We start from the raw sequence: 23,549 nt of genomic DNA on the forward strand, positions 1-23,549 counted from the left end.
CCCCGCGTACGGAGGGCTAAGGTGAAACGCGTGACTGAACGCCGTACCTACAGCTATCTCGGCCCTGCCGGAACCTTCACGGAAGCGGCACTCGATCAGGTCGCAGAGGCGCGCGGCCAGCAGTGGCGCCCCGTGCACAACGTCGGCGAAGCGCTGGCGGACGTGCTCGAGGGGCGCAGTTTCGCGGCCATGATCGCGATCGAGAACTCCATCGAGGGCGGCGTCTCCACCACGCAGGACGCTCTCGCGACCCTCCCCGGCCTACGCATCATCGGCGAGTACCTGGTGCCGGTCAACTTCGTGCTGGTCGCCCCCCGCGGCACCACGCTCGACCAGGTGCAGGTCATCGCGGCCCACCCCGTCGCCTATGCGCAGTGCCACGGTTGGCTCGGCGCCCATGTGCCCTCGCACTCGCACGTGCCGGCGGCGAGCAACGTGGCCTCGGCCATCGGCGTGCTCGACGGCACGCTCCCGGCGCAGGCGGCGATCGCCGCCCCCGGGATCGTGAACCACTACGACGTCGATGTGCTCGCCTCCGGCATCGGCGACAACGCGCAGGCCGTGACGCGCTTCGTGCTCGTGACCCGCACGACCACGCCGCCCGCGCCGACAGGGGCCGACAAGACCTCGCTGATCGTCGAGCTCCCGCACGACCACCCCGGATCGCTCCTCGAGATGCTCGAGCAGTTCTCGACCCGCGGCATCAACCTGTCGCTCATCGAGTCGCGGCCCATCGGCGACGAGCTCGGCCGGTACCGCTTCGTGATCGACGCCGACGGGCACATCGAGCACGAGCGGATGGCGGATGCGATGCTCGGCATCCGCCGCTTCAGCCCGCGCGTGGTGTTCCTCGGCTCGTACCCGCGCGCCGACCGTCAGATCGTGCACTACCCGGAGCGCTACGCCGACGATGTGTTCGTCGAGGCGCGCGACTGGCTGCGCGGCATCCTCAGCGGCGAACCCGCCGAGTAGCCGGGGCTCGGTGTCCGGGAGCTCAGTGCTCCTGGAACAGCGGCCAGGCGCTGCCCGGGGTCATCCGGGCGTGCAGGGCCCCCTTCGCCGAGGCGAGGCTCGGGTACGTGCCCGCTGGGCCGTCCGCTCCCGCCATCGTGACCTGATAGCCCTCGTCGTCGTGGCGGATGCTGCCGACCACACCGTTCGTGCCGTAGGCGACCCAGAGTGCGAGTGTCTTGGTGGTGCTCATCGTCGAACCCCTCTCTCGTCCCGAGGCTACGCCCGTGTTCCGCAGATGACCAGGCCCCTTGACACGGTCGCTGCGAGCGCGCGCTTCTCGCCGAGTGCACGGGATCGCGCCGAGTGCACGGGCTGTCGACGTGAGCAGGTCGTGCACTCGGCGGCAGGTCGTGCACTCGGCGGCCGCGCCGTGTCAGAGAGCGGCGGCGACGAGTTCCAAGGTCTGGGCGCGGCCCGCAGCGGATGACCTCGGCTCGGCCTCGTACGCACCCGCGACGGGGGAGAGCATGACCTCGTCGACGCCGTAGCGCGTGGCGAAGTCGCGCACCTCGGCGGCGACGGACTCCCCGGTGCCGACGAACCAGCGCGACCGAGCGCCCTGCACGACCTGGTCGGTGGCGGCATCCGCTTCGGCGATGCCCGCGGCGATCGCCTCCTCCACGGTCTCGAGCGCGGTGAGCGGCTTGTTCAGACGCAGCCGCGCCATCATCCGCAGCTGGGGGAGGGCGCGCGCCTCCGCCTCCTCGACGGTCGGCGACGCCACCACGTTCACCGTGAGGAAGGTGCGCGGCTCCGGGTGCTCCTCGCTCGGCTGGTAGCCGGTGCGATACAGGTCGAGCGCGCGCTCCAGGCCCTGGCCGGAGAAGTGGTTCGCGAACACGTACGGCAGGCCCTGGGATGCCGCGAGCTGCGCGGAGTAGTCGCTCGATCCGAGCAGCCACACCTCCGGAACTCCGGTCGCGGCCGGCGTCGCGCGCACGGTGTACTCGCCGCCCGAGGTGAAGCGCACGGTGGCGCCCTCGCCCGAGAGGAGTGCCGCGATGTCCTGCACATGCCGGGGGAACTGCTCCACGTCGCTCGTGGTGCCCGAGCCGCGCAGCAGCTGTGTGATCACGGGATCGCTGCCGGGTGCGCGGCCGAGGCCGAGGTCGATACGTCCCGGAGCAATGGCCGCGAGGGCGGCGAACTGCTCCGCCACGATCAGCGGCGCGTGGTTGGGCAGCATGACGCCGCCGGAGCCCAGGCGGATGCGGCTCGTGCGGGTCGCAGCGGCGGCGATCAGCACCGGAGGGGTCGTGGATGCCACGGCGGGCATGTTGTGGTGCTCGGCGAACCAGTAGCGCCGATAGCCGAGGCGGTCGGCCGTCTCGGCGAGGTCGAGGGAGGCGGCGATGGCCTCCGTGCTGGTCTGCCCGGTGCGCACCGGCACGAGGTCGAGGACGGAGAGAGCTGTATCGGACATCCCCCTCTGCAACGCGCGTTGCCAGCGCCGCATTCCCCACACCGCCGCGCGGGCGCTCTCAGGCGCGCGACGACTCCCGCAGGATGTCGACCTGCTCCCGGTTCAGGCGCGCGGCGCGGTCGAGGAACTCGTTCGCGAACTCGATCTGCTCGTCGGTGAGGGTCTCCAGATACTCGTTCCAGCGCTGCGAAACCCGTGCGTAGACCGGACCGACGCGGTTCATCAGGGTCTCCGGCACAGCGGTCACGATCACGCGGCGCCGATCGGATTCGTCCCGCGTGCGCGTGACGAACCCGGCCCGCTCGAGGCGGTCGATCATCGCGGTGACCGCGCCGCCGGCGGTGAGCCCGGTGCGCGCCGCCAGTTCGCCCGGCGTCGCGGGGCCTTCGCTGAGCAGCAATCCGACGGCCTGGAGGTCGCTGCCGTTGAGTCCGCCCGAGCGCGCGACCGCCTCCTGGAACAGCACTGCCCTGGCCATGAACTCACGCATCACCTCGCCCTGGCGTGCGATCGCGACAGCGCGGCTTGACGGTGTCTGCGGCATCCGATACTCTCTCTAAATCCGAGAGACTCTACAATAGAGAATCTCTGCTCTGCTTTCAGACTATCGAAGGGAACCGCAATGCCCAAGGCACTCATCATCGGTGGGGGCGTCGCCGGCCCGGCCGCCGCACTGTTCCTGCAGCGAGCGGGATGGGAGGTCGAGATCTTCGAGGCGAGGGAGGCGCCCGCGGCCTATGGGGGACTGTTCCTCAACGTGGCCACGAACGGGCTGGCCGTCCTCGACATCCTCGGTCTGCGGGCCCCGCTCGTGGCCGACGGGCACGCGTGCCCGCGCATGGTCATGTGCAGCGGTCGCGGGCGCGTGCTCGGAGTGGTGCCGAACGGACCGGCCGCCGATCCTGCGCGGGGGAGCGTCGTCGTGCGCCGCGCCCACTTGCACGAGGTGCTCCGCCGCGGCGTGGCCGATGCCGGCATCCGCTACACCTCCGGCGCGCGCCTGCAACGCATCGAGGAGCAGGGCGATCATGTCATCGCGCGGTTCGCCGACGGCACCCGCGTGGAGGGCGATGTGCTCATCGGCGCGGACGGCATCGGGTCGGTGGTGCGTACGACGATCGATCCGGATGCGCCGGCGCCGGCCCCGAGCGGACTGATCAGCATCGGCGGTTTCGCCCGCGTGCCGGGCCTGGCGCCCACGCCGGGCGAGCAGTACATGGTGTTCGGGGCGAAGTCCTTCTTCGGCTATCTGGTCCGCGACGACGGCACGGCCTACTGGTTCGCCAACGTCACCGCGTCAGCATCAGAGAACTCCCGTGGCGCCGTCGGTGCGGTCGCCGCCGAGGAGTGGGTCGCCCGGCTGCAGGCGCTGCACGCCGACGATCCGTATCCCGTGCCGCAGATCCTCGCGCACGTGGTGGGGGAGGTCGGTGCCTACCCGCTCGCGGACCTCACCCATGTGCCGCACTGGCATCGGGATCGCCTCGTGCTCCTCGGCGACGCCGTGCATGCGACCTCCCCCAGCGCGGGGCAGGGCGCATCCCTCGCCCTCGAGGACGCCATCTCGCTGGCGGCGCACCTGCGCGACGACGGCGGGTACGCGGAGGCGTTCGCGGGCTACGAGAGGGACCGGCGGCCGCGGGCGGAGGAGGTCGTCTCCTACGCGCGCGCCGTCAACCGGCACAAGCGCGTGACGAGGTCGCGCGCGGGCATCGCGCTGCGGGACGCCATGCTGCCGATGTTCCTGCGCCGCGCGGCATCCGACACCCGCAACGACCACCTGTACAACCACGTCATCCCCTGGTGAGCGCGCCCCCGGTCGGCGGGAGCGGTGCACTTCGATAACCTGGCCGGATGGAAGCCGGGATCTTCTACGTCCTCGTCGGAGCCGTCGCCGTCGCCGCCTTCGCGCGCTGGCGCGGGTGGCCGGCACCGCTGCTGGTGACGGTGGTCGCGCTGGCGGCATCCTTCCTCCCGTTCGTGCCCGATCTCGACATCGACGGCCACGTGCTCCTCAGCCTGGTGCTGCCTCCGCTGCTGTACTCGGCCGCGCTCGACGTCTCGTTCGTCGGCTTCAAGCGCAGCCTGCCGCAGATCCGTCGCCTGGGCATCTGGCTCGTGCTGCTCACGGCGGTCGCGGTGGGCTTCGTCGCGTGGTGGATCATGCCGTCGCTGACCCTGCCGGGGGCGCTGCTGCTGGGGGCGATCGTGGCCCCGCCCGACGCGGTGTCCGCAGCGGCGATCGGACGCAAGCTCGGGCTGCCCCGCCGCATCATGACCGTGCTCTCGGGGGAGAGCCTGATCAACGACGCGACCTCGCTCACGCTGTACCGGGTGTTCGCGGCGATCCTCGCCGGTCAGACGATCTCGGTCTGGGGCGGTGTCGGACAGTTCCTCTTGGCGGTCGTGATCGGCGTCGTGATCGGCCTGGTGTTCGGCATCGTGTTGCATCAGCTGCGCATGCGCATCAGCGACCCGGTCGTGATCGGCACCTTCGGACTGCTCGCCCCGTTCGGCGCCTACGCGATCGCGGAGCATCTGCTGGGCTCCGGCGTGCTGGCAGTGGTCGCGATGGGCCTCTACGTCGGCTTCAACTCTCCGCGCACGGACTACACGACACGTCAGCAGGAGAAGCCGCTGTGGCTGTCGGCCGACCTCCTGCTGGAGAGTTTCGTGTTCGCATACATCGGGCTGCAGTTCCCGCGGGTGCTGCGCGACCTGGGCAGCGAGTCCGTCGAGCAGATCCTGATGCTGTCGGGCGTCGTGCTGCTGGTCGTGCTCGTGGTGCGGCCGCTGTACATCTACCCCACGAGTGCGTGGGCGAACTTCCAGGACCGCAAGCGACTCGAGCGTTGGGACCGCGGTGTCGAGTCCGGCGAGTTCGAGAAACGGCATCGCAGGAGTCGCCGCTGGGAGAAGTACACCGCGGACGAGCTGCGATCCCACATCGTGCGCGAGCAGATGGCGGGACTGCAGCTCACCGCCAAGGACAGTGCGGTCATCTCCTGGGCCGGCATGCGAGGAGTGGTCACCCTGGCGATCGCGCTCGCCGCCGCCGACCTCGCGACGCTCGATGCCGAGGCCTCGCACGCGATCGTGGTGGTCGCGTTCATCGTGACGGTCGGCACGCTCCTGCTGCAGGGGCTGACGCTGCCGGTTCTCATCCGCCGCCTCGGGATCGAGGGTGACGTCGACCACGACGACGACGAGCGCGCACTCGCTGCGGTCAGGGAGAAGAGCCGCGAGGCCGGCAAGGCCTATCTCGCCGAGAAGCGCGTCGAGTGGGAAGAGAAGTACGGCGCCGTCGACCTCAGCGTGTTCGATGCGTTCACCAAGCGCATGAGCCGGGTGGAGAAGGACACGGATGCCGCGCAGGAGGTCGAGGACACCGTGCCGCGGCCGTCGTACGAAGACCTCGTCGCCTTGACGCGGGGGTGGTTGCAGGTGCGGCGCGAGATCCTGTTGCAGGAGCGCGACGCCGGCGAGCTCGACGAGGAGCTGATGCGCGAGCTGATCGCGGCGATGGATGCCGAGGAGCTCGCGCTCGACACCCGCGGCGCGACGCGCCAGTTCGGTCGGGCGTAGCTGCTGGCTCGCGCTCGGAGCGGCCGCGCCACGCGTGCGGCGAGTGCACGGGACAGTGCCGAGTGCACGACGTGAGTGCGGGTGCTTCTCGTGCGCTCGGCAGCTTCTCGTGCACTCGGGCGAGGAGGCGGCGGAGGCGGCGGGTGCGGACACGCGGCGGATGCTGGCACGATGGCCTCATGTTCATGGTGACGACGAACGACATCCCCGGCTATCGCATCACCCAGGTGCTGGGCGAGGTGATGGGTCTCACGGTGCGCTCGACCGATTTCGGACAGGGGTTCGCCGCGGGCTTCCGCTCGCTGGGCGGCGGGGAGATCCCCGAATACACCCAGGTGATGTACGAGGCGCGGCAGGTCGTGATGGCGCGCATGTGGGATCAGGCGCAGCAGCGCGGCGGCAACGCGATCGTCGCGATGCGGTTCGACGCCGGCTCGATTCAGAACTTCACCGAGATCTGCGCGTACGGCACCGCAGTGGTCGTGGAGCCGCTCGCGCCGGCCCCCGCTGCACCGACCCCCGCTGCGTGACGACGCCGCGTTCGCGCAGGCGGGCAGAGCCTTCGTCGAGTATTGGTCGCATATGGTCGATTCCCCCGCGATGAGGCGACGATACGCGACCTCTGCTCTCCGAGAGGAGTCGCAAATGGTCGCTTCGCGCTCAGGGTAGCGACCAGATGCGCCCACTCCCGAAGCGTCGGGAGTGGGCGCACGACGGGCTCAGCGCTCGGCGAGCACCAGGAGCTCGCCGACCTCGCAGTCCAGCGCGTCGCAGATCGCCCGCAGCGTGGAGTAGCGGATGGCGCGCGCACGGTCGTTCTTGAGCACCGAGAGGTTCACGATGCTGACGCCGACGCGGGCGCTCAGCTCGGTCAGCGTCATGCCGCGCTCGGCGAGCAGCTCGTCCAGGCGGCAGTGGATGCCGGTGAGCTCGTCCTCGTTCTCGGCAGGGCTCACACCAGGCCCTCCGTGTCCTTGAGCAGTGCGTCCTTCTCCCGCTGCAGGCGTTCCCGCTCCTGCTCGAGGCGCAGACCCTGGCGGAAGACGGCCGCGAGCGCGATGAGACCGAGCGCCGCCGCGAACGGCAGCGGTGTGACGGTGAGCTGGAACGTCATCGGGTACCACTCGCTGTCGGGCGGGAACACCTCGCGGAGTCCTGCGGTCGCCGCGATGCCGCCGAAGATGTCGGACGCGAGCCCGAACACGAGAACCCCGATCGCGCCGATCGTCAGACCGCGTGACACGGTCTGCGAGAACGCGCGCCCGCGGAGCGTCTGGAAGCAGATGACCATGATCATCGCTGCCGGCATCGTGGTGAAGGCGAGGTTGGAGAGCTGAGCCGCGCCGGCCAGCGCTCGCAATCCCAGCGAGGCGCCGCCCACGGTGATGTTCTCGATCGTGCCGCCCCCGCATCGGAGCACCGCACCGGTGGTCTCGAAATCGTCCGAGCAGGCGAGATCGCTCGGCCAGGGAACCCAGAGCGAGGTGGAGGCGATCTCGGCCCAGTCGGTCGCGAAGATCTTGATCACGATCATGATCGCGCCCAGCGCCGACAGCGTGACCCACCATCCGGAGACTGTCAGTGCAGCGTCGATCGTCAGCGTGCGGCTGCCTCTGCGCTTGCCGCGCCAGACCACGATCGCGACGATGACCGCGATGACCGCGAGTCCGGCTGCGATGAAGAGCAGCGAGGGGCCGAGCTCTCTCGATGAGTAGGCGAACATCAGACCAGTCCTTCCGTTTCCTTCTCGAGCACGTTCTTCTCCTGTTGCAGGCGGATGCCCTGGCGGAACGCGTTGGCGATCAGACCGACCGCCACACCGGTCGCGAAGACGGGCACGATCGACCAGAAATCGATCGGCTGCACGGGGTCGCCGGGACCGAGCCCGACCGCATCGAGCACGCCGTTCAATCCTCTGTTCTCGAGCATCACGATCAGCATCGGCGCGAGCACGAGCGTCCAACCGATCGCGTCGAAGGCCCGCGCGTTCCCCCGCACGAAGAAGCGGCCGCGGAGGAGGTTCCACGCCACGAGCATGACGCCGAGGATCACGATGAGCGGGGCGAGCGTCCACAGCGCGAGGGAGCCGATGATCGCCGCGGTCGAGAGCGAGTCCACGTCGGTCGCGAACACCATCACCTGCTGGGCGATGCCGTCGACCGTGATGGCCCCGGAGTCTGCCGTCGCACTGATCGGCTGCTCGTCGATCGGCACGGACCACGCGATGCCCTGGTCGCGGAAGGTGCCGAGGGTGCGCAGGACGGTGCTGATCGCGACGACCACCAGCGCAGCGGCACCGAACAGCAGCACGGTGATGGCATCCGCGGCCTGCGAGCGGGCGGTCCTGGTGGGAGTGGCAGGCATCAGACGAGTCCTTCCGTCTCGCGCTGCAGCCGGTCGCCGATCACGAACGCGGTGCCGATGACCGAGATGATGAACGCGGCCAGGATGAAGGTGAACGGCTCGATGCTCATCACCGCGTTGTTCAGGGCGTTGTCGGTCACGGCCGAGACGGCGGCGTTGGCCAGCATGTTCTCGAAGAAGCGCACGGCCGCGAACCCGATCAGTCCGACGACGCCCGCGACCATCACGAGTACGGTGTTGCGTCGGCTGAACACGGTGCCGGACAGGATGCCGCGTGCCAGCAGCATCAGGCATCCGATCACCACCACGATCGTGACGATCTGGGTGATCTGTCCGAGCACTCCCGCTCCGATCGCGACCGGTGGCAGCGAGGGGACGGTGAGGCTCGCCCGATCCAGCTCCAGGGTGATGTTCTCGCCGTTCGCGCCGAGCGGGGCCTCGATCGGCTGGTCCACGAATTCGACCAGCACCGGGATCATCGTGCCGCTGACGAGAGTGATGATGCGGATGATCGAGAAGACGGTGATGTACGCCGCGATCGCCACTCCGGCGATGCAGAAGGCGATGAGCGCGCCGGCATCGCCGCGGGACAGCGTGCCCTGTTTCGTCGAGGTCATGGTGACTCCATATCGATGATCGTTATTAGCGATAAACGATAAGGTAACGACAAACGATAACCTCGTCAACCCTCGTCTCCGCAGGAGCCCCGTCATCCGGCCGGTCGCGCCCCCACTCCGCCGACGGCGAACACGGGCATACCTGCCCTGTGCGGTGGTTACTCTCGATGTACAGGCGCAGAGAACGTCATCGGCGTCAGCGCTTCGCCCCGTGCGAATAAGGAGTCACAGCATGTTCGAGAGATTCACGGACCGAGCCCGTCGTGTGGTCGTCCTCGCCCAAGAAGAGGCGAAGATGCTCAACCACAACTACATCGGTACCGAGCACATCCTGCTCGGCCTCATCCACGAGGGCGAAGGTGTCGCTGCCAAGGCGCTCGAGTCCCTCGGCATCTCGCTCGACGCCGTGCGCGAGCAGGTGCAGGACATCATCGGCCAGGGTCAGCAGCAGCCGACCGGCCACATCCCCTTCACCCCCCGTGCCAAGAAGGTGCTCGAGCTCAGCCTCCGCGAGGCGCTCCAGCTCGGCCACAACTACATCGGCACCGAGCACATCCTGCTCGGCCTGATCCGCGAGGGCGAGGGTGTCGCCGCGCAGGTCCTGGTCAAACTCGGCGCCGACCTGAACAAGGTCCGCCAGCAGGTCATCCAGCTGCTCTCCGGTGCTCCGGGCCGTGAGCCCGCCGCCGTCGGCGCGCAGAGCAACGACTCGCCCGCCGGAACCCAGGGCGGCTCCGCTGTGCTCGACCAGTTCGGTCGCAACCTGACCCAGGCCGCGCGCGACAACAAGCTCGACCCGGTCATCGGTCGCGAGAAGGAGATCGAGCGGGTCATGCAGATCCTGTCTCGTCGCTCCAAGAACAACCCCGTCCTGATCGGCGAGCCCGGCGTCGGCAAGACCGCCGTCGTCGAGGGTCTCGCGCAGGCCATCGTCAAGGGCGATGTGCCCGAGACGCTGAAGGACAAGCAGCTCTACTCGCTCGACCTCGGCTCGCTCATCGCCGGTTCCCGCTACCGCGGTGACTTCGAGGAGCGCCTGAAGAAGGTCACCAAGGAGATCCGCACGCGCGGCGACATCATCGTCTTCATCGACGAGATCCACACCCTCGTGGGTGCGGGCGCCGCCGAGGGCGCGATCGACGCCGCCAGCATCCTGAAGCCGCTCCTCGCCCGTGGCGAGCTGCAGACGATCGGTGCGACGACGCTCGACGAGTACCGCAAGCACTTCGAGAAGGATGCCGCGCTCGAGCGTCGCTTCCAGCCGATCCAGGTCGCCGAGCCGAGCCTGCCCCACGCGATCAACATCCTCAAGGGGCTGCGCGACCGCTACGAGGCGCACCACAAGGTGCAGATCACGGACGGCGCGATCGTCGCGGCGGCGAACCTCGCCGACCGCTACGTCTCCGACCGCTTCCTGCCCGACAAGGCCATCGACCTGATCGACGAGGCCGGCGCTCGCCTGCGTCTGTCGATCCTGTCGAGCCCGCCGGAGCTGCGCGAGTTCGACGAGAAGATCGCCAAGGTCCGCGAGCAGAAGGAGATCGCCTCCGAGGAGCAGGACTTCGAGAAGGCCGCATCGCTGCGCGACGAGGAGAAGAACCTCCTCGCCGAGCGTCTGCGCCTCGAGAAGCAGTGGCGCTCGGGTGATGTCGCGACCGCAGCGGTCGTCGACGAGGGGCTGATCGCCGAGGTGCTCGCGCAGGCCACCGGCATCCCGGTCTTCAAGCTCACGGAGGAGGAGTCCAGCCGACTCGTCTTCATGGAGAAGGCCCTGCACCAGCGCGTCATCGGTCAGGAGGAGGCCATCGCCGCCCTCTCCAAGACGATCCGTCGCCAGCGTGCCGGTCTGAAGGACCCGAAGCGTCCCTCTGGTTCGTTCATCTTCGCCGGCCCCACGGGTGTCGGAAAGACCGAGCTCGCCAAGGCGCTCGCCGAGTTCCTGTTCGACGACGAAGCGGCACTGATCTCGCTCGACATGAGCGAGTTCGGTGAGAAGCACACCGTCTCGCGTCTGTTCGGCGCCCCTCCCGGATTCGTCGGATTCGAAGAGGGCGGCCAGCTCACCGAGAAGGTGCGCCGCAAGCCGTTCAGCGTCGTGCTCTTCGACGAGATCGAGAAGGCGCACCCGGACATCTTCAACTCGCTCCTGCAGATCCTGGAAGAGGGTCGTCTGACCGACGGCCAGGGTCGCGTGATCGACTTCAAGAACACCGTCATCATCATGACCACCAACCTCGGTGCGCGTGACATCGCCGGTGGACCGGTCGGCTTCCAGATCGAGGGCAGCAATGCCACGACCTACGAGCGGATGAAGGGCAAGGTCAACGAGGAGCTCAAGCGCAACTTCAAGCCCGAGTTCCTCAACCGCGTCGACGACATCATCGTGTTCCCGCAGCTGTCGAAGGACGAGCTGGTGCAGATCGTGGACCTGTTCACGAAGCGCCTGAGCGAGCGTCTGCTGGACCGCGACATGACGATCGAGCTGTCGCAGGCCGCCAAGGAGCGTCTGATCGAGATCGGCTTCGACCCGGCGCTCGGCGCCCGACCGCTGCGTCGCGCGATGCAGCACGAGGTCGAGGACCGTCTGTCGGAGAAGATCCTGCACGGTGAGCTCAACGCCGGAGACCACGTCAAGGTGGATGTCCAGGACGGCGAGTTCCAGTTCGAGCACGGTCCTCGCGGCGAGCAGGTCTCCGTCGGCGTCAACACCGGCGGCGAGATCACGGCCACTCCCGACCTGGCGGTCGCCAGCGGAGAGTGACCTGAGCCGGTCGGCAGACCGGATTCGAACGAAGGGCGGATGCTGCGGCATCCGCCCTTCGTCGTTCTACCAGCCGTGGGTTCTAGGGTGGAGGGGTGAGCGAGTACATCGTCCGACCGGCGCGCAGCGCCGACGTCATCGGTATCCGGAACCTCCTACAGCCGATGGTCGAGCAGCGCATCCTGCTCGGCAAGGACCTGGCCGTGCTCTACGGCTCCGTGCAGGAGTTCGTGGTGGCCGAGGCCGACGGCGAACTGATCGGCTGCGGCGCCCTGCACGTGATCTGGGAGGACCTCGGCGAGGTGCGCACGCTCCTGGTGCGCGACGACTGGCTGCACCATGGTGTCGGCCGCGCGATCGTGGACCGGCTCGAGACCAACGCCGTGACGCTCGGACTGTCGCGGCTGTTCTGTCTGACCTTCGAGGTCGACTTCTTCGGGCGGCGCGGATACACGCCCATCGGGGAGCAGGTCGTCGACCCCGACGTGTACTCGCAGCTGCTGCGCAGCGGTGACGCGGGTGTCGAGGAGTTCCTCGACCTCGCGCATGTGAAGCCGAACACGCTCGGCAACACCAGGATGATCAGACAGCTCAACTAACCTGGAAGCATGGTCCGCCCCTCCGCAGCTGTCTACCGCCGGCGCCGGGTGGTCCTCCTCGGCGGCCTCATCCTGTTCCTCGCCGCGATCGGCATCGGGGTGTGGCTCGTGATCGCCCAGCCGTGGGCGCAGGGAGCCGATCAGCCCACGTCGACGCCCACCACTTCCGCGAGCGAGACGCCGTCGGCGACACCGACTTCGGATGCCGAGTCGCCCTCGCCGGATCCCACGGCGCCGGCGACTCCCGCGATCGTCGCCTGCACGGCGAAGGATGTGGAGGTCGCCGCGGTCACCGACGCCGACACCTATGCGGCCGGTGTGCTGCCGAAGCTGTCGATCTCACTGACGAACAAGAGCGCGTCGGACTGCACGTTGGACGTCGGATCGACCACGCAGACGTTCACGGTGATGAGCGGATCCGACGTGTGGTGGCGGTCGACGGACTGTCAGGAGAATCCGAGCAGCATGATCGTGACGCTCAAGGCCGGCACGACCGTCACGAGCAAGGACCCGGTGACCTGGGATCGCACCCGATCGAGCGTCGAGACCTGCGCGCAGGAGAACCGTCAGCGTGCCCCCGGTGGCGGTGCGTCCTACCACGTGGAGGTCGCGATCGGCGGCTTCACCGGCGTCACCACGAAGCAGATCCTGCTGTACTGACCGCAGGATCCGGTAGATATTCGAAGCGAATCTTCGGTCACGCCTTCGAATATCGATGCATACGCCGACTTTCTGTTCGGAAGGTTCTGATTTCACCGCTATTGGGCGGCGGGGGCTGACAGGCCCGAATCTTTGGGATACCATTGACATGGCTCTCGGGATCATGCGGCACATGCCATCCCCAGTGGCGTCGAACTACAGCGTCCCCAGCGCTTCGACATCGCCGCTCGAGAGTCCGAGGGCCCTCTCGAGTACCCCAGTCCCCAATGTGGGACTCGAGAGGGCCCCAATCGTCTCCGCTCCCCTCCGGCGTGCACCCTCTTGTGGTGCCTAAGCTGGAGGCATGGCAGCGAAGAAGGCGAAGTCCGCGAAGAAGAAGCCCGCGCCCGAGGAGTTCCGCTCCGAGGCGCTCGCCCAGGCACTCGAGAAGCAGGACATCGCCGCCGTCGCGCTGGCCCTCCGCAACGGCACGACCGTGGTGCCGCTCATCGCGCCCGGCGCCCGCGACAACCCGCTCGACAGCGGCGAGGTGTGGACGTATCGCGATCGGGAGACCGGCGATCTCGCGCTGCTGCTGTTCAGCGATGCCGTGAACAAGCCGGCCAACCTTCCGCCCGGCGTGGGGATCTACGACGCGGCCTGGCTGCGCAAGTTCCTCGCCGCGCATCCGATCACCACGGTGTTCCTCGACATCGCCGGCCCGCATCCGATGCAGGCGGCTCCCGCGGATCTGCTGCAGGCGCTCGACGCCTGACCCTTCGACACGCTCAGGGGCCCAGGGGGGTTCTGCTCGGGGCCCGGGGGGTCTACTCAGGGACCCAGGGGGCCCTTCGACGAGCTCAGGGACCCAGGGGGGGCGCGCTCAGAAGGGCGGGAGATCGGGGACGGCCCGCAGCCCCGGCTTGTGTGCGCGCACATCGTCGAGCGCCGCGCGCAGAGTCTTGGAACGGTCGTCGACCACGCGTTCGTACCCGAGGCGCGCTGCCTCCGAGCGCCGCTGCGCCGCCTGCGTGACGGGACGGATCTCGCCGGCCAGGCTCAGCTCGCCGACCGCGGCGACCGACCGCGGCACCGAGAACTGCTGGATCGACCCCGCGACCGCCACCGCGATGGCGAGGTCGGCTGCGGGCTCGGTGAAGCGCACGCCGCCGACGGTGGAGACGTAGACGTCGAGCTGTCCGGTGGGGATGCGTGCCCGCTTCTCGAGGATCGCGAGCACCATCGCCACGCGGGAGGAGTCGACACCGTGCACGATGCGCCGCGGATTCGGCGAGGTGCTCGGCACCGTGAGCGCCTGCACCTCGACCGGGAGCGCACGCCGACCCTCGAGGGAGATCGCCACACACGTTCCCGGCTCGGTCGCTCCCTGCGACAGGAAGAGGCCGGAGGGGTCCGGCACCTCGGAGATGCCGTCTCCGGCCATCTCGAAGCAGCCGACCTCATCGGTGGGGCCGTAGCGGTTCTTGAGCGCGCGGATGAAGCGCAGCGATGTCTGCCGGTCGCCCTCGAAGTGGCACACGACGTCGACCAGATGCTCCAGTACACGGGGGCCGGCGACCTGCCCGTCCTTGGTGACGTGGCCGACGAGGATGACGGGAAGACCGCGTTCCTTCGCGACCCGGATCAGCGCCGATGCGACCTCGCGCACCTGGCTCGGCTGTCCGGCTGCGCCGTCGATCAGGGATGACGAGACCGTCTGCACCGAGTCGACGATCACGAGCTGGGGCTGCACCTCGTCGATGTGACCGAGGATCGTGGCCAGGTCGGTCTCGCTCGCCAGATACAGCTCGTCGTGCAGGGCGCCGGTGCGCTCTCCGCGCAGTCGTACCTGCGCCTGGGACTCCTCGGCGCTCGCGTAGAGCACCCGGCGGCCGGCGCGCGCCGCTTGCGCTGCGACCTCGAGCAGCAGCGTCGACTTGCCCACGCCGGGTTCGCCGCTGAGCAGGATCGCGGCACCGGGCACGATGCCGCCGCCGAGCACGCGGTCGAATTCGCCGACGCCGCTCGTGCGCCGCGGGGCATCGAGCGTGGTGATCTGCGTGATGGGTCGCGCCGCACGCTCGGAGGTCGGGGCGAGCGCCGTGACGCGCTGCAGGATCCCGGTCTTGGCGGCCTGCTCCTGCACCGTGCCCCACTGCTGGCACTCCCCGCAGCGGCCGACCCACTTCGCGGTCGTCCACCCGCATTCGGTGCAGACGTATGCCGGGGGAGCGGGTTTACGGGTGGCCATGCGTCCAGGCTATCGGCGGCATCTGACATCCCTATCGGGCGAGGCATTATTCACGGCCGAATGGCTCTGCGCGCAGCGATGCCCTGGCCATAATGGAGTCATGGCCAATGCCGGGCCCATCTGCGGGCCGATCTCGACGTTCTCGCGCGTGCAGCTCCTGCACCTGCTCTTCGAAGCGAGCGCAGCGGGGACGCGGCCCGAGCGCACGATCGGCGAACTGTGCGAGGCGACGGGGCTGCACCCCAACACGATCCGCGAGCACCTGCAGCGTCTGATCGAGGGTGGCTACGTCATCCAGTCCACCGAGCATCGCACCACCCGCGGTCGCCCTCGCACGCTGTACAGTGCGGCGACGGGTGCCGCCGATGCCTCCAGTCCCATCGCCCGCGACAAGGTCACGGCGGCCGCGCGCCGCGGAGACCTGCTGCGCCGGGTGCTGCCCGCGTCGGCATCCGCTCTGGGTCGCGATGCGACCTATCAGCTGGACGCCCTGATCGAACACTTGGAGGAGAGCGGCTTCGAGCCCGTCGTCGATGACGAGCAGCTCACTGTCGACCTCAGCCCCTGCCCGCATGCCGCGGGCCGCGCCGAAGACCGTCCGATGCTGTGCACCGTGCACCTCGGCCTCATGCAGGGGGTGCTCACCGAAGCCGGTGGGCCGCTCGCTGCCGAGGCTGTGCGCACCTCCGCCCTCCCGGCGGACTGCACCGTGCAGCTGCGACTGACGGAGATGACCGCCGCCTAGGCGACATCTGTCTTATTCACGGCCTGCAGCCCCACGAGGGCGGCGGGCTCGCCGTTAGCGTGGCTGCAGGCTGAGAAAGAGGAGTGGCCCATGGAATGGCTCGACCCCCTGGTCCTGTCCCGATGGCAATTCGGGCTGACGACCGTGTACCACTACCTGTTCGTGCCGCTCACGATCGGGATGGCGCTGGTCTCCGCGATCTTCCAGACCGCGTGGGTGCGCACCGGCAAGGTGCAGTACCTGCACCTGACCCGGTTCTTCGGCAAGATCTTCCTGATCAACTTCGCCATGGGCGTCGTCACCGGCATCGTGCAGGAGTTCCAGTTCGGCATGAACTGGTCGGACTACTCCCGCTTCGTCGGCGACGTGTTCGGCGCCCCGCTCGCGTTCGAGGGACTGCTCGCCTTCTTCTTCGAAGCGACCTTCATCGGTCTGTGGATCTTCGGATGGGACAAGCTCCCACAGAAGCTGCACCTGGCCACGATCTGGTGCGTCTCGATCGGCAGCATCCTGTCGGCGTACTTCATCATCGCCGCCAACGCCTTCATGCAGAACCCGGTCGGCTACACGTACAACCCCGCGACCAACCGCGCCGAGCTCACCGACTTCTGGGCTCTGCTGACCAACCCGGTCGCCCTCGCCGCGTTCCCGCACACGATCTTCGGCGCGCTGATGTTCGCCGCCGGTGTCGTGATCTCCGTCTCCGCCTGGCACCTCGCGCGCGGCCAGCACTTCGACACCATGCGCATCTCGCTCAAGTTCGGGCTGTGGGCGATGATCATCTCGACCGCGGGCGTCGTGCTCACCGGCGACCAGCTCGGGCTCGCGATGTACGACGCGCAGCCCATGAAGATGGCCGCAGCCGAGGCCACGTTCAACACGGTGTGCGGACCCGACGCCTCGTTCAGCCTCTTCACGCTCGGAACGCCGGACGGCAGCTCCGAACTCTTCTCGATCCGCGTGCCGTATCTGCTGTCGCTGCTGTCGACGCACACGCTCGACGCGTGCGTGCACGGCATCAACGACCTGAACGCCGAGTACAGCCAGACGTACGCCGCCACCGGGCTCACCGACTTCGCGCCGGTGCTCTGGATCACGTACTGGGCTTTCCGCTGGATGATCGGCCTGGGCATGGCCGCCGCGCTGGTCGCCGTCGTCGGTCTCTGGCTCACCCGCAAGGGCGCCAAGAAGCCCCCGGCGCAGTGGATGTGGAAGCTCGCGATCTGGTCGTTCCCGCTCGCACTCGTCGCCAACATCATGGGGTGGGTCTTCACCGAGATGGGCAGGCAGCCCTGGATCGTGTTCGGACTCATGACCACGCAGGACGGCGTCTCGCCGGGTGTCTCCGGCCTCGAGGTGCTGATCTCGCTGATCGCGTTCACCGCGATCTACGCCGCGCTGGCCGTGGTCGAGATCCGCCTCATCATCAAGGCCGCGCAGAAGGGCCCTGACACCACCGAGCAACCCCACGACGAGACGGCCCAGCTGCCGTCGGTCGTGTACTGAGAGGGAGGGACATCATGGATCTCGCAACAGTCTGGTTCTGGATCGTCGCCTTCCTCTTCGTGGGCTACTTCGTGCTCGACGGATTCGACTTCGGCGTCGGGATGTCGCTGCCGTTCCTCGGCAAGAACGACGTGTCGCGCCGACAGGTCATCAACACGATCGGTCCGGTCTGGGACCTCAACGAGACCTGGGTCATCGTGGCGGGGGCGTGCCTGTTCGCGTCGTTCCCCGAGTGGTACGCCACCCTGTTCAGCGGCTTCTACCTGCCGCTGCTGCTGATCCTGCTCGCGCTGATCCTGCGCGGCGTCTCGTTCGAGTACCGCCACCAGCGCGAGAGCGTGAAGTGGAAGGCGGGCTTCGACCGGATGATCGTGATCGGCTCCGCCGTGCCGGCGCTGCTGTGGGGTGTCGCCTTCGGCAACATCGTGCAGGGGGTCGCGCTGGACGAGAACCACATCTACGTGGGCGGATTCTTCGCGCTGCTGAACCCGTATGCGCTGCTGGCCGGCGTCACCACGCTGCTGCTGTTCTTCCTGCACGGGGTGCTGTTCGTCGCGCTGAAGACCGACGGTCAGGTGCATGAGGACGCGCGCAAGCTGGCGAAGAAGGCCGCGATCCCGACGATCCTCGTCGCAGCGGCCACCGTGATCTGGACGGTCGCGATCGCGATGGGCCGGGAAGCTCCACTGCTCTGGCTGGTCATCGGCACCGGGACGCTCGCGGCGGTCAGCCTCATCACCGCCGTCGGGTTCTCTCTCGCTCGACGCGACGGCTGGGCCTTCTTCTCCGGAATGCTCACGGTGCTGTTCGCCGTGGTCATGCTGTTCTCCGCGCTGTTCCCGTTCGTGATGCCCTCGACCATCGACCCGGCCTACAGCCTCACGATCGCGAACGCGTCGAGCACGCCGTACACGCTGCAGATCATGAGCTGGACCGCGCTGATCGCGCTGCCGCTCGTGATCGCGTACCAGACCTGGACGTACTGGGTGTTCCGTAAGCGGGTCAGCCGCAGCTCCATCGAGGGGGCTCCGGCGCACGCGTGAAACCCGTCGATCCGAGACTGCTGCGCTACGCGGGTGCCGCGAGGGGGTTCCTCGCGGCATCCGCGCTGATCGGGGTCGTCCAGACCGCGGTCGTGATCGTGTTCGCCTGGCTGCTGACGGATGCCGTCACCGGTGCGCTCGCGGGGCGCGATGTCACGGCATCCCTGCTCTGGCTGCTCGCCGTGGCACTGCTGCGCGGACTGCTGATCGCGGCGTCGGATGCGGCGGGCACCCGCGCGGCAGCGAAGACCGGGACGCAGCTGCGCGCGGCGCTGATCCGCGCGGTCGGACGCCTCGGCCCCGGCTGGCTCGCGCAGCGCAACCGCACGGCGCTCGCCGTCACCGCGGGGCACGGGCTGGAGGCGCTCGACTCCTACTTCGCGCGCTACATCCCGCAGCTGGTGCTGACCGTGATCGCGACGCCGGTGGTGCTCGCGGTGATGTGGTGGCAGGACTGGCCGAGCGGATTGACCGCCGCCATCACGCTGCCGCTGATCCCGCTGTTCCTGATCCTGATCGGCATCGCCACGCGCACCGTGCAGCAGAAGCAGTGGCACACGCTGCAGCGGCTCGCCGTCCGCTTCGCCGACACCGTGCAGGGGCTGGCGACGCTGCGACTGTTCGGACGCGAGCAGCGCGCCGCGGATCGGATCGAGTCGACGGCCGACGAGTACCGCCGCGAAACCATGAAGGTGCTGCGGTTCTCGTTCCTCTCCGGCTTCGCGATGGAGCTGCTCGCCTCGCTCGCGGTCGCGCTGATCGCAGTGTCGGTGGGGTTCCGGCTGCTGTCCGGCGACCTCTCGCTCGAGGTGGGGCTGTTCGTGCTGCTGCTCGCACCCGAGGCGTTCCTCCCCATCCGGCAGGTCGGCGTGCAGTTCCATGCCGCAGCCGAGGGGGTCGCGGCGACCGAGGACATCTTCGCCGTGCTGGATGAGGCCGGGGACATGTCGTCGGCACGGGGTGCCGGTGCATCCGGTGGAGTTGCCCGTCTGCAGGAGCATCCGCGACCTGCAGGAGCACACACCGGTGATTACTCCCGCATTCGGCCATCGATCCTGCAGACGGCGGATGCGGATGCGGATGCCGATGCGGGGCTCGTCGTCGACGGACTGCGCGTCCGTGACCTGCCGCCGGTCCTCTTCGCGGCCGCGCCGGGCACGATCACGCTGATCGAGGGGCCGAGCGGAGCGGGAAAGTCGAGTCTGCTCGCGGCGCTGCGAGGGGCGGAGGAGTTCGCGGGCTCCGCATCCTTCCAGGGCAGCGACGTGCGCCGGCTCGATCCAGCCGACTGGCTCGCATGGGCAGGGCAGACCCCCGGGCTCCTGCGCGGCACGGTCGGAGCGAACGTCGCGCTCGGCGATCCTTCTCCTGACATCGACGGCATCCGCTCCGCGCTCGACGCCGCATGCGCCGACACGATCGACCCCGCTCTCGAGCTCGGCGTGCAGGGGGCAGGACTCTCGGGCGGCCAGGCGCAGCGGGTCGCCGTCGCCAGGGCCCTGTATCGGCACGCGCACGATCCCCGGCGCGTGCTCGCGCTCGACGAACCGTCCAGCGCCCTCGACGTCGACACCGAGGCACGGCTGTGGGCGGCGCTGCGGGAACGGGCGGATGCCGGTGCGCTGATCCTTCTCGTCTCGCACCGCCGGTCCGCCAGGGAGATCGCCGACCAGGTCATCGCGCTGGGGGTGAGCGTATGAGCGTCGCCGAATCCCGCCGTGCACGGGTGCGTGCGGTGCTGCAGCTCGCCCAGCCGCCGGTGCGCCGTTTCCTCCCCGGGCTGCTGTGGGGTGCGCTGTCCGCCGGTGCCGCGGTCAGCCTGCTCGCGGTGAGCGGATGGCTGATCGTGAGCGCCTCGATCGTCGACTCGCTCGTGCCGCTGTCGATCGCGGTCGTCGGCGTGCGCTTCTTCGCGGTCTCGCGTGCCGTGCTGCGGTACCTCGAGCGGCTGAGCGGACACGACGCCGCGCTGCGTCAGCTCGCCACGACCCGCGCCGACATGGTGCGCCGGCTCATCCCGCTCTCGCCGGCCGGTCTCGGCGCGACCGACCGCGGCCATGTGCTGTCGGCCCTGGTCGACGACGTCGACAATCTGCAGAACCTGCCGTTGCGGGTGGTGCAGCCGCTCGCGGTGTCGGGTCTGGTCGCACTCGGTGCGGTCGGGTTCATCGCCTTCGTGTCGCCGCCGGCCGCGCTGACGCTCGCCGCCTGCCTGCTGATCGCCGCTGCGGCAGCAGTGGGGATGGGGTGGCTGTTCGGCTCGCGCGCGGAAGCACTCGTCTCTGCGTGCCGGGCCGAGCTGTCTGCCGCGCTCGTCGACTATCTCGGAAGCCTCGACGTGCTGATCGCCTACGGAGCCGAGGAGCAGGCCCGTGCCCGGATCACCGCGGCCGACGCCGCCCTGCGCCGGGTGGTCGGCAGAGCATCGCTCGCGCAGGCGGTGGCCGCAGGCGTGGTCTCGGCCGTGGCGGGAGCGGCATCGGTCTGGGCGCTCGCCGCGGCATCCCCGGGACTGGCGACCGGTGCGATCGACGGACCCTGGCTGGCCGTGGCCGTGCTGGTGCCGATGGTCGTGTTCGAGGTGTTCGGAGCGGTGCCGATCGCGGCTGCGTCGTGGCGCAGCGTGCGCGCGAGCGCCGAGCGCATCGTCGATGTGCTGCCCGAGCGGATGCCGGAACAGCTGCGCGGCGATGACGGCGCGGATGCTGTCGTCGAGGGAACGCCGACGCTGCGGTTGCGCGATGTACGGGCCACCTGGCCGGGTGGGGCCGAAGGGCTGCGCGGTGTCGACCTGGATCTGCGCCCGGGCGAACGCGTGCTCGTCGCAGGGCCCAGCGGTGCCGGCAAGAGCTCCCTCGCGGCGGCGCTCGTCGGGTTTCTGCGGGTCGAGGGGGAGTACACGCTCGACGGCGTGAGCGCGGACGAGCTGTCGGGGCCGGCGCTGCGGCGCACGATCGGCCTGTGCGAGCAGAGCCCTCAACTGTTCGATGAGGACATCCGCCAGAACCTGCTGTTCGCGCGTGACACCGCAAGCGATGCGGAGCTGGAGGACGTGCTCGACCGCGTCGGCCTGCGGGACTGGGTGCGCGAACGGGGCGGGTTGGACGCGCGCGTCGGCGACCGCGGTGCGCTGGTGTCGGGCGGCCAGGCGCAGCGCATCGCGTTGGCGCGGGCGCTGCTGCGTGGATTCCCCGTGCTGGTGCTCGACGAGCCGACCGCGGGCGTCGACCCCGCGGCATCCGATGCCTTGCTGCGCGACCTGCTCGAGGCGACCGGCGAGCAGTCGGTGCTGCTCATCTCGCACGTGGAGCCGCCGGCAGGAACAGTCGATCGCGTCGTGCGGATCGAGGCCGGCCGCACGGTCTGACCCGCCCCACGGTCGCGCGGGACCCGCCCGAAGATGCCGCTGCAACCTGCCAGAAGTCGCGAATCGTCGCTTCATCCGCTGCGATACGACGAAATGCGACCCCTCTCCCGTGGGAATGGTCGCGAGTGGTCATGATCAGACGTGCGAAGAGACCACTCGTGACGCTTCATCCGGAGCGCGCAGGGGACGAGCGCGCAGGGGACGAGCGCGCAGGGGATGAGATGAGTACGCGCCGAGGCAGGAAGCGGAGCGCTCAGCCGTAGAGCGGGGTGGGCGGTTCCATCACGATGCCCTGCGCCTCGAACGCACGGCGGCGCTCCTCGATGCGGCGGTGCAGCTCGACCTGGGCGGCGTCGACGAACCGGGCGTCGAGTTCGACGGTCGGCGGATGCGGGTCGCCATGGTTGGCGGCGATGTACGCGTCGAGCTCGGGTCCCGAGGTCCACGACGTGATGAGCGCGTAGCGCGGAGCGGTGCCCCGATGCCAGACCGCGTGCCAGAAGCGCTGCGTGTCGACGATGATGCGCGTGCCCTCGCGCAGCGGCAGGCGGATCTCGGTCGCGGGGTCGAAGCGGTCCGAGCGCAGGATGAGCATCGAGTCGGGGTCGTCCGTCAGGTTGTAGTAGCCACGCACCACCCAGCCGGTGCCCTCCTCGTTGAGACGGTTGTTGTCGTCCTGGTGGAGGTTGTAGATGGCGTCCGCATAGTCGTTCGGCTGCAGCTCGATCACGCGGCAGCGCCCGACGGCCGCCCCGGGTTCCAGCGCACGTGCCTGGAGGACCGGAGCGATGGCGACCTGCGACGGCACCCAGACGCCGTCCTTGTCAGTGCGCGGAGGAGTGTGGTTCCAGAACCCGTTGCACTCGATGTCACCCGCGTAGCTGGCCAAGGGTGCGAAGCGGGTGATGCCGGAGGAGCGCCATCCGACATACTCCAGATCGAGCCATTCGGCGGGGTCGGCCGCCTGGTCGTGGTCATCGAGGACGACGTAGCCGGTCTCTGCCAGCGCTGCGGAGGTGATGAAGCCCATGGTGAGCATCCTTCCTTCGGGTGCTTAGGCCATCCTAACCGGGCGGGACGATCACGCCCAGGGCGGGAGCACCGTGGAAAACCGCCGCGTGCAGACGCCCTCATGTGCGCACGTACGGGCTCATGCATCTCCTCCCGCGCCGGATGAGGCTCCCGTGCGGGAAGGCCGGGAAGACCGGGAACGCGGGCGACACGCCCGGCGGGCGGGCGGGATTTGCCCGATCCCGAGGATCCGCGTAACTTATTACTTGTTCGCCCCACAGGGAAGCGGAGAGGCCGAGAGCCTCACCCCCCTCAAGCGGAGAGCCACCCCCACTCGATCAGCTCCTCGGAGAAGATCGCAGACACACTTCTGTCTGACCTGGGGCATCCACACCGGATCAGCTGTCAGTTTGACAGCGAGGCCGGAACGGATAAGCTAGTGAAGTTGCCTCGGAGGCCTTGAGCCCCGAGCTGCAGATCTGGTTCTGAGCCTTCCGGTGTGTCGATTTGACAGCCTGGAAGACACGGATAAGATAGAGAAGTTGCCCTTCGGGCCTGGTTGTGATGACTGGGTCGTGGGAGCATCCGATCCTTGAGAACTCAACAGCGTGCACTTGTCAAATG

Annotated in this window: 22 protein-coding genes; 13 read left to right on the plus strand and 9 right to left on the minus strand. The window is 68.8% G+C overall.

From position 1 onward, the window contains the following. Positions 1-21 precede the first annotated feature (21 nt). The gene (gene pheA, locus ACIOVG_RS10435; RefSeq protein ID WP_400872561.1) at positions 22-972 is read left to right on the plus strand and encodes a prephenate dehydratase; all 951 of its coding nucleotides are present in this window, start codon (positions 22-24) and stop codon (positions 970-972) included. Between the two features lie 22 nt (positions 973-994). On the opposite strand, the gene ACIOVG_RS10440 is transcribed toward pheA, so the two are convergent. The 3 genes from ACIOVG_RS10440 to ACIOVG_RS10450 form a co-directional block, all read right to left on the minus strand. Then, positions 995-1,204, minus strand: a complete 210-nt coding sequence (locus ACIOVG_RS10440) for a methyltransferase (protein ID WP_400872563.1) — start codon at positions 1,202-1,204, stop codon at positions 995-997. Between the two features lie 183 nt (positions 1,205-1,387). Beyond that, positions 1,388-2,437, minus strand: coding sequence for an LLM class flavin-dependent oxidoreductase (locus ACIOVG_RS10445; protein WP_400872566.1), 1,050 nt, complete (start codon positions 2,435-2,437; stop codon positions 1,388-1,390). Positions 2,438-2,495: 58 nt separating this feature from the next. Continuing rightward, positions 2,496-2,981: a MarR family winged helix-turn-helix transcriptional regulator gene (locus ACIOVG_RS10450; RefSeq protein ID WP_400872569.1), complete on the minus strand. Its 486-nt coding sequence runs from the start codon at positions 2,979-2,981 to the stop codon at positions 2,496-2,498. Between the two features lie 78 nt (positions 2,982-3,059). Between ACIOVG_RS10450 and ACIOVG_RS10455 the strand changes: the two genes are divergently transcribed. The 3 genes from ACIOVG_RS10455 to ACIOVG_RS10465 all read left to right on the plus strand — a co-directional run bounded on the left by ACIOVG_RS10455 (position 3,060) and on the right by ACIOVG_RS10465 (position 6,552). Next, a complete protein-coding gene (locus tag ACIOVG_RS10455) occupies positions 3,060-4,244 on the plus strand; it encodes an FAD-dependent oxidoreductase (RefSeq protein WP_400872571.1) in 1,185 nt (394 codons plus the stop codon). Positions 4,245-4,291: 47 nt separating this feature from the next. Beyond that, the gene (locus tag ACIOVG_RS10460) at positions 4,292-6,022 is read left to right on the plus strand and encodes a cation:proton antiporter (RefSeq protein ID WP_400872574.1); all 1,731 of its coding nucleotides are present in this window, start codon (positions 4,292-4,294) and stop codon (positions 6,020-6,022) included. Positions 6,023-6,201: 179 nt separating this feature from the next. Next, positions 6,202-6,552, plus strand: a complete 351-nt coding sequence (locus ACIOVG_RS10465; protein WP_400872577.1) for a YbjQ family protein — start codon at positions 6,202-6,204, stop codon at positions 6,550-6,552. 189 nt (positions 6,553-6,741) lie between these two features. Here ACIOVG_RS10465 and ACIOVG_RS10470 read toward each other — a convergent pair whose 3' ends face one another. The 4 genes from ACIOVG_RS10470 to ACIOVG_RS10485 are packed head-to-tail and all read right to left on the minus strand — an operon-like array spanning position 6,742 to position 9,003. Continuing rightward, a complete protein-coding gene (locus ACIOVG_RS10470) occupies positions 6,742-6,978 on the minus strand; it encodes a helix-turn-helix transcriptional regulator (RefSeq protein WP_247627986.1) in 237 nt (78 codons plus the stop codon). Then, positions 6,975-7,745 carry a hypothetical protein gene (locus ACIOVG_RS10475; protein WP_400872581.1) on the minus strand — a complete coding sequence of 257 codons (771 nt, stop codon included), beginning with the start codon at positions 7,743-7,745 and terminating at the stop codon, positions 6,975-6,977. Before ACIOVG_RS10475 ends, ACIOVG_RS10470 begins: the two co-directional genes overlap by 4 nt. Continuing rightward, positions 7,745-8,386, minus strand: a complete 642-nt coding sequence (locus ACIOVG_RS10480; RefSeq protein ID WP_400872584.1) for a hypothetical protein — start codon at positions 8,384-8,386, stop codon at positions 7,745-7,747. Before ACIOVG_RS10480 ends, ACIOVG_RS10475 begins: the two co-directional genes overlap by 1 nt. Continuing rightward, complete coding sequence (locus ACIOVG_RS10485; protein ID WP_400872587.1) at positions 8,386-9,003, minus strand: hypothetical protein; 618 nt, start codon at positions 9,001-9,003, stop codon at positions 8,386-8,388. Before ACIOVG_RS10485 ends, ACIOVG_RS10480 begins: the two co-directional genes overlap by 1 nt. 232 nt (positions 9,004-9,235) lie before the next feature. Here ACIOVG_RS10485 and ACIOVG_RS10490 point away from each other — a divergent pair, with 232 nt between their 5' ends. The 4 genes from ACIOVG_RS10490 (at position 9,236) to ACIOVG_RS10505 (ending at position 13,777) form a co-directional block, all read left to right on the plus strand. Further along, the gene (locus ACIOVG_RS10490; protein ID WP_400872590.1) at positions 9,236-11,764 is read left to right on the plus strand and encodes an ATP-dependent Clp protease ATP-binding subunit; all 2,529 of its coding nucleotides are present in this window, start codon (positions 9,236-9,238) and stop codon (positions 11,762-11,764) included. Between the two features lie 95 nt (positions 11,765-11,859). Further along, complete coding sequence (locus ACIOVG_RS10495; protein ID WP_400872593.1) at positions 11,860-12,363, plus strand: amino-acid N-acetyltransferase; 504 nt, start codon at positions 11,860-11,862, stop codon at positions 12,361-12,363. Positions 12,364-12,372: 9 nt separating this feature from the next. Beyond that, positions 12,373-13,023 carry a hypothetical protein gene (locus ACIOVG_RS10500; RefSeq protein WP_400872595.1) on the plus strand — a complete coding sequence of 217 codons (651 nt, stop codon included), beginning with the start codon at positions 12,373-12,375 and terminating at the stop codon, positions 13,021-13,023. Positions 13,024-13,366: 343 nt separating this feature from the next. After that, on the plus strand, positions 13,367-13,777 hold the full coding sequence (locus ACIOVG_RS10505) for a dehydrogenase (RefSeq protein WP_363555984.1): 411 nt from the start codon (positions 13,367-13,369) through the stop codon (positions 13,775-13,777). Positions 13,778-13,885: 108 nt separating this feature from the next. On the opposite strand, the gene radA is transcribed toward ACIOVG_RS10505, so the two are convergent. After that, the gene (gene radA, locus ACIOVG_RS10510; protein WP_400872599.1) at positions 13,886-15,253 is read right to left on the minus strand and encodes a DNA repair protein RadA; all 1,368 of its coding nucleotides are present in this window, start codon (positions 15,251-15,253) and stop codon (positions 13,886-13,888) included. A 100-nt stretch (positions 15,254-15,353) separates the two neighbouring features. Between radA and ACIOVG_RS10515 the strand changes: the two genes are divergently transcribed. From ACIOVG_RS10515 to cydC, 5 genes are all read left to right on the plus strand, one after another. Further along, positions 15,354-15,998, plus strand: a complete 645-nt coding sequence (locus ACIOVG_RS10515; protein WP_400872602.1) for a helix-turn-helix transcriptional regulator — start codon at positions 15,354-15,356, stop codon at positions 15,996-15,998. A 90-nt stretch (positions 15,999-16,088) separates the two neighbouring features. Then, positions 16,089-17,504 (plus strand): cytochrome ubiquinol oxidase subunit I, encoded by a 1,416-nt coding sequence (locus tag ACIOVG_RS10520; RefSeq protein WP_400872605.1) that lies wholly within the window; start codon positions 16,089-16,091, stop codon positions 17,502-17,504. Between the two features lie 14 nt (positions 17,505-17,518). Continuing rightward, positions 17,519-18,547, plus strand: a complete 1,029-nt coding sequence (gene cydB / locus ACIOVG_RS10525; protein ID WP_400872607.1) for a cytochrome d ubiquinol oxidase subunit II — start codon at positions 17,519-17,521, stop codon at positions 18,545-18,547. After that, positions 18,544-20,247, plus strand: coding sequence for a thiol reductant ABC exporter subunit CydD (gene cydD / locus ACIOVG_RS10530; protein ID WP_400872610.1), 1,704 nt, complete (start codon positions 18,544-18,546; stop codon positions 20,245-20,247). The genes cydB and cydD overlap by 4 nt, the downstream gene beginning before the upstream one ends. Beyond that, on the plus strand, positions 20,244-21,914 hold the full coding sequence (gene cydC, locus ACIOVG_RS10535; RefSeq protein WP_400872612.1) for a thiol reductant ABC exporter subunit CydC: 1,671 nt from the start codon (positions 20,244-20,246) through the stop codon (positions 21,912-21,914). Before cydD ends, cydC begins: the two co-directional genes overlap by 4 nt. A 253-nt stretch (positions 21,915-22,167) precedes the next feature. Here the strand turns inward: cydC and ACIOVG_RS10540 are convergent, their stop codons facing one another. Next, a complete protein-coding gene (locus ACIOVG_RS10540) occupies positions 22,168-22,944 on the minus strand; it encodes a hypothetical protein (RefSeq protein ID WP_400872614.1) in 777 nt (258 codons plus the stop codon). Between the last annotated feature and the right edge of the window lie 605 nt (positions 22,945-23,549).

Source organism: Microbacterium sp. NPDC087591 (genome assembly GCF_044743625.1).
Lineage (GTDB): Bacteria > Actinomycetota > Actinomycetes > Actinomycetales > Microbacteriaceae > Microbacterium.

Coding starts and splice junctions, on each gene's coding strand:
- ACIOVG_RS10440 (WP_400872563.1), bottom strand. CDS start 1,204: ATGAGCACCACCAAGACACTCGCACTCTGGGTCGCCTACGGCACGAAC.
- ACIOVG_RS10445 (WP_400872566.1), bottom strand. CDS start 2,437: ATGTCCGATACAGCTCTCTCCGTCCTCGACCTCGTGCCGGTGCGCACC.
- ACIOVG_RS10450 (WP_400872569.1), bottom strand. CDS start 2,981: ATGCCGCAGACACCGTCAAGCCGCGCTGTCGCGATCGCACGCCAGGGC.
- ACIOVG_RS10455 (WP_400872571.1), top strand. CDS start 3,060: ATGCCCAAGGCACTCATCATCGGTGGGGGCGTCGCCGGCCCGGCCGCC.
- ACIOVG_RS10460 (WP_400872574.1), top strand. CDS start 4,292: ATGGAAGCCGGGATCTTCTACGTCCTCGTCGGAGCCGTCGCCGTCGCC.
- ACIOVG_RS10465 (WP_400872577.1), top strand. CDS start 6,202: ATGTTCATGGTGACGACGAACGACATCCCCGGCTATCGCATCACCCAG.
- ACIOVG_RS10475 (WP_400872581.1), bottom strand. CDS start 7,745: ATGTTCGCCTACTCATCGAGAGAGCTCGGCCCCTCGCTGCTCTTCATC.
- ACIOVG_RS10480 (WP_400872584.1), bottom strand. CDS start 8,386: ATGCCTGCCACTCCCACCAGGACCGCCCGCTCGCAGGCCGCGGATGCC.
- ACIOVG_RS10485 (WP_400872587.1), bottom strand. CDS start 9,003: ATGACCTCGACGAAACAGGGCACGCTGTCCCGCGGCGATGCCGGCGCG.
- ACIOVG_RS10490 (WP_400872590.1), top strand. CDS start 9,236: ATGTTCGAGAGATTCACGGACCGAGCCCGTCGTGTGGTCGTCCTCGCC.
- ACIOVG_RS10500 (WP_400872595.1), top strand. CDS start 12,373: ATGGTCCGCCCCTCCGCAGCTGTCTACCGCCGGCGCCGGGTGGTCCTC.
- ACIOVG_RS10505 (WP_363555984.1), top strand. CDS start 13,367: ATGGCAGCGAAGAAGGCGAAGTCCGCGAAGAAGAAGCCCGCGCCCGAG.
- radA (WP_400872599.1), bottom strand. CDS start 15,253: ATGGCCACCCGTAAACCCGCTCCCCCGGCATACGTCTGCACCGAATGC.
- ACIOVG_RS10515 (WP_400872602.1), top strand. CDS start 15,354: ATGGCCAATGCCGGGCCCATCTGCGGGCCGATCTCGACGTTCTCGCGC.
- ACIOVG_RS10520 (WP_400872605.1), top strand. CDS start 16,089: ATGGAATGGCTCGACCCCCTGGTCCTGTCCCGATGGCAATTCGGGCTG.
- cydB (WP_400872607.1), top strand. CDS start 17,519: ATGGATCTCGCAACAGTCTGGTTCTGGATCGTCGCCTTCCTCTTCGTG.
- cydC (WP_400872612.1), top strand. CDS start 20,244: ATGAGCGTCGCCGAATCCCGCCGTGCACGGGTGCGTGCGGTGCTGCAG.
- ACIOVG_RS10540 (WP_400872614.1), bottom strand. CDS start 22,944: ATGGGCTTCATCACCTCCGCAGCGCTGGCAGAGACCGGCTACGTCGTC.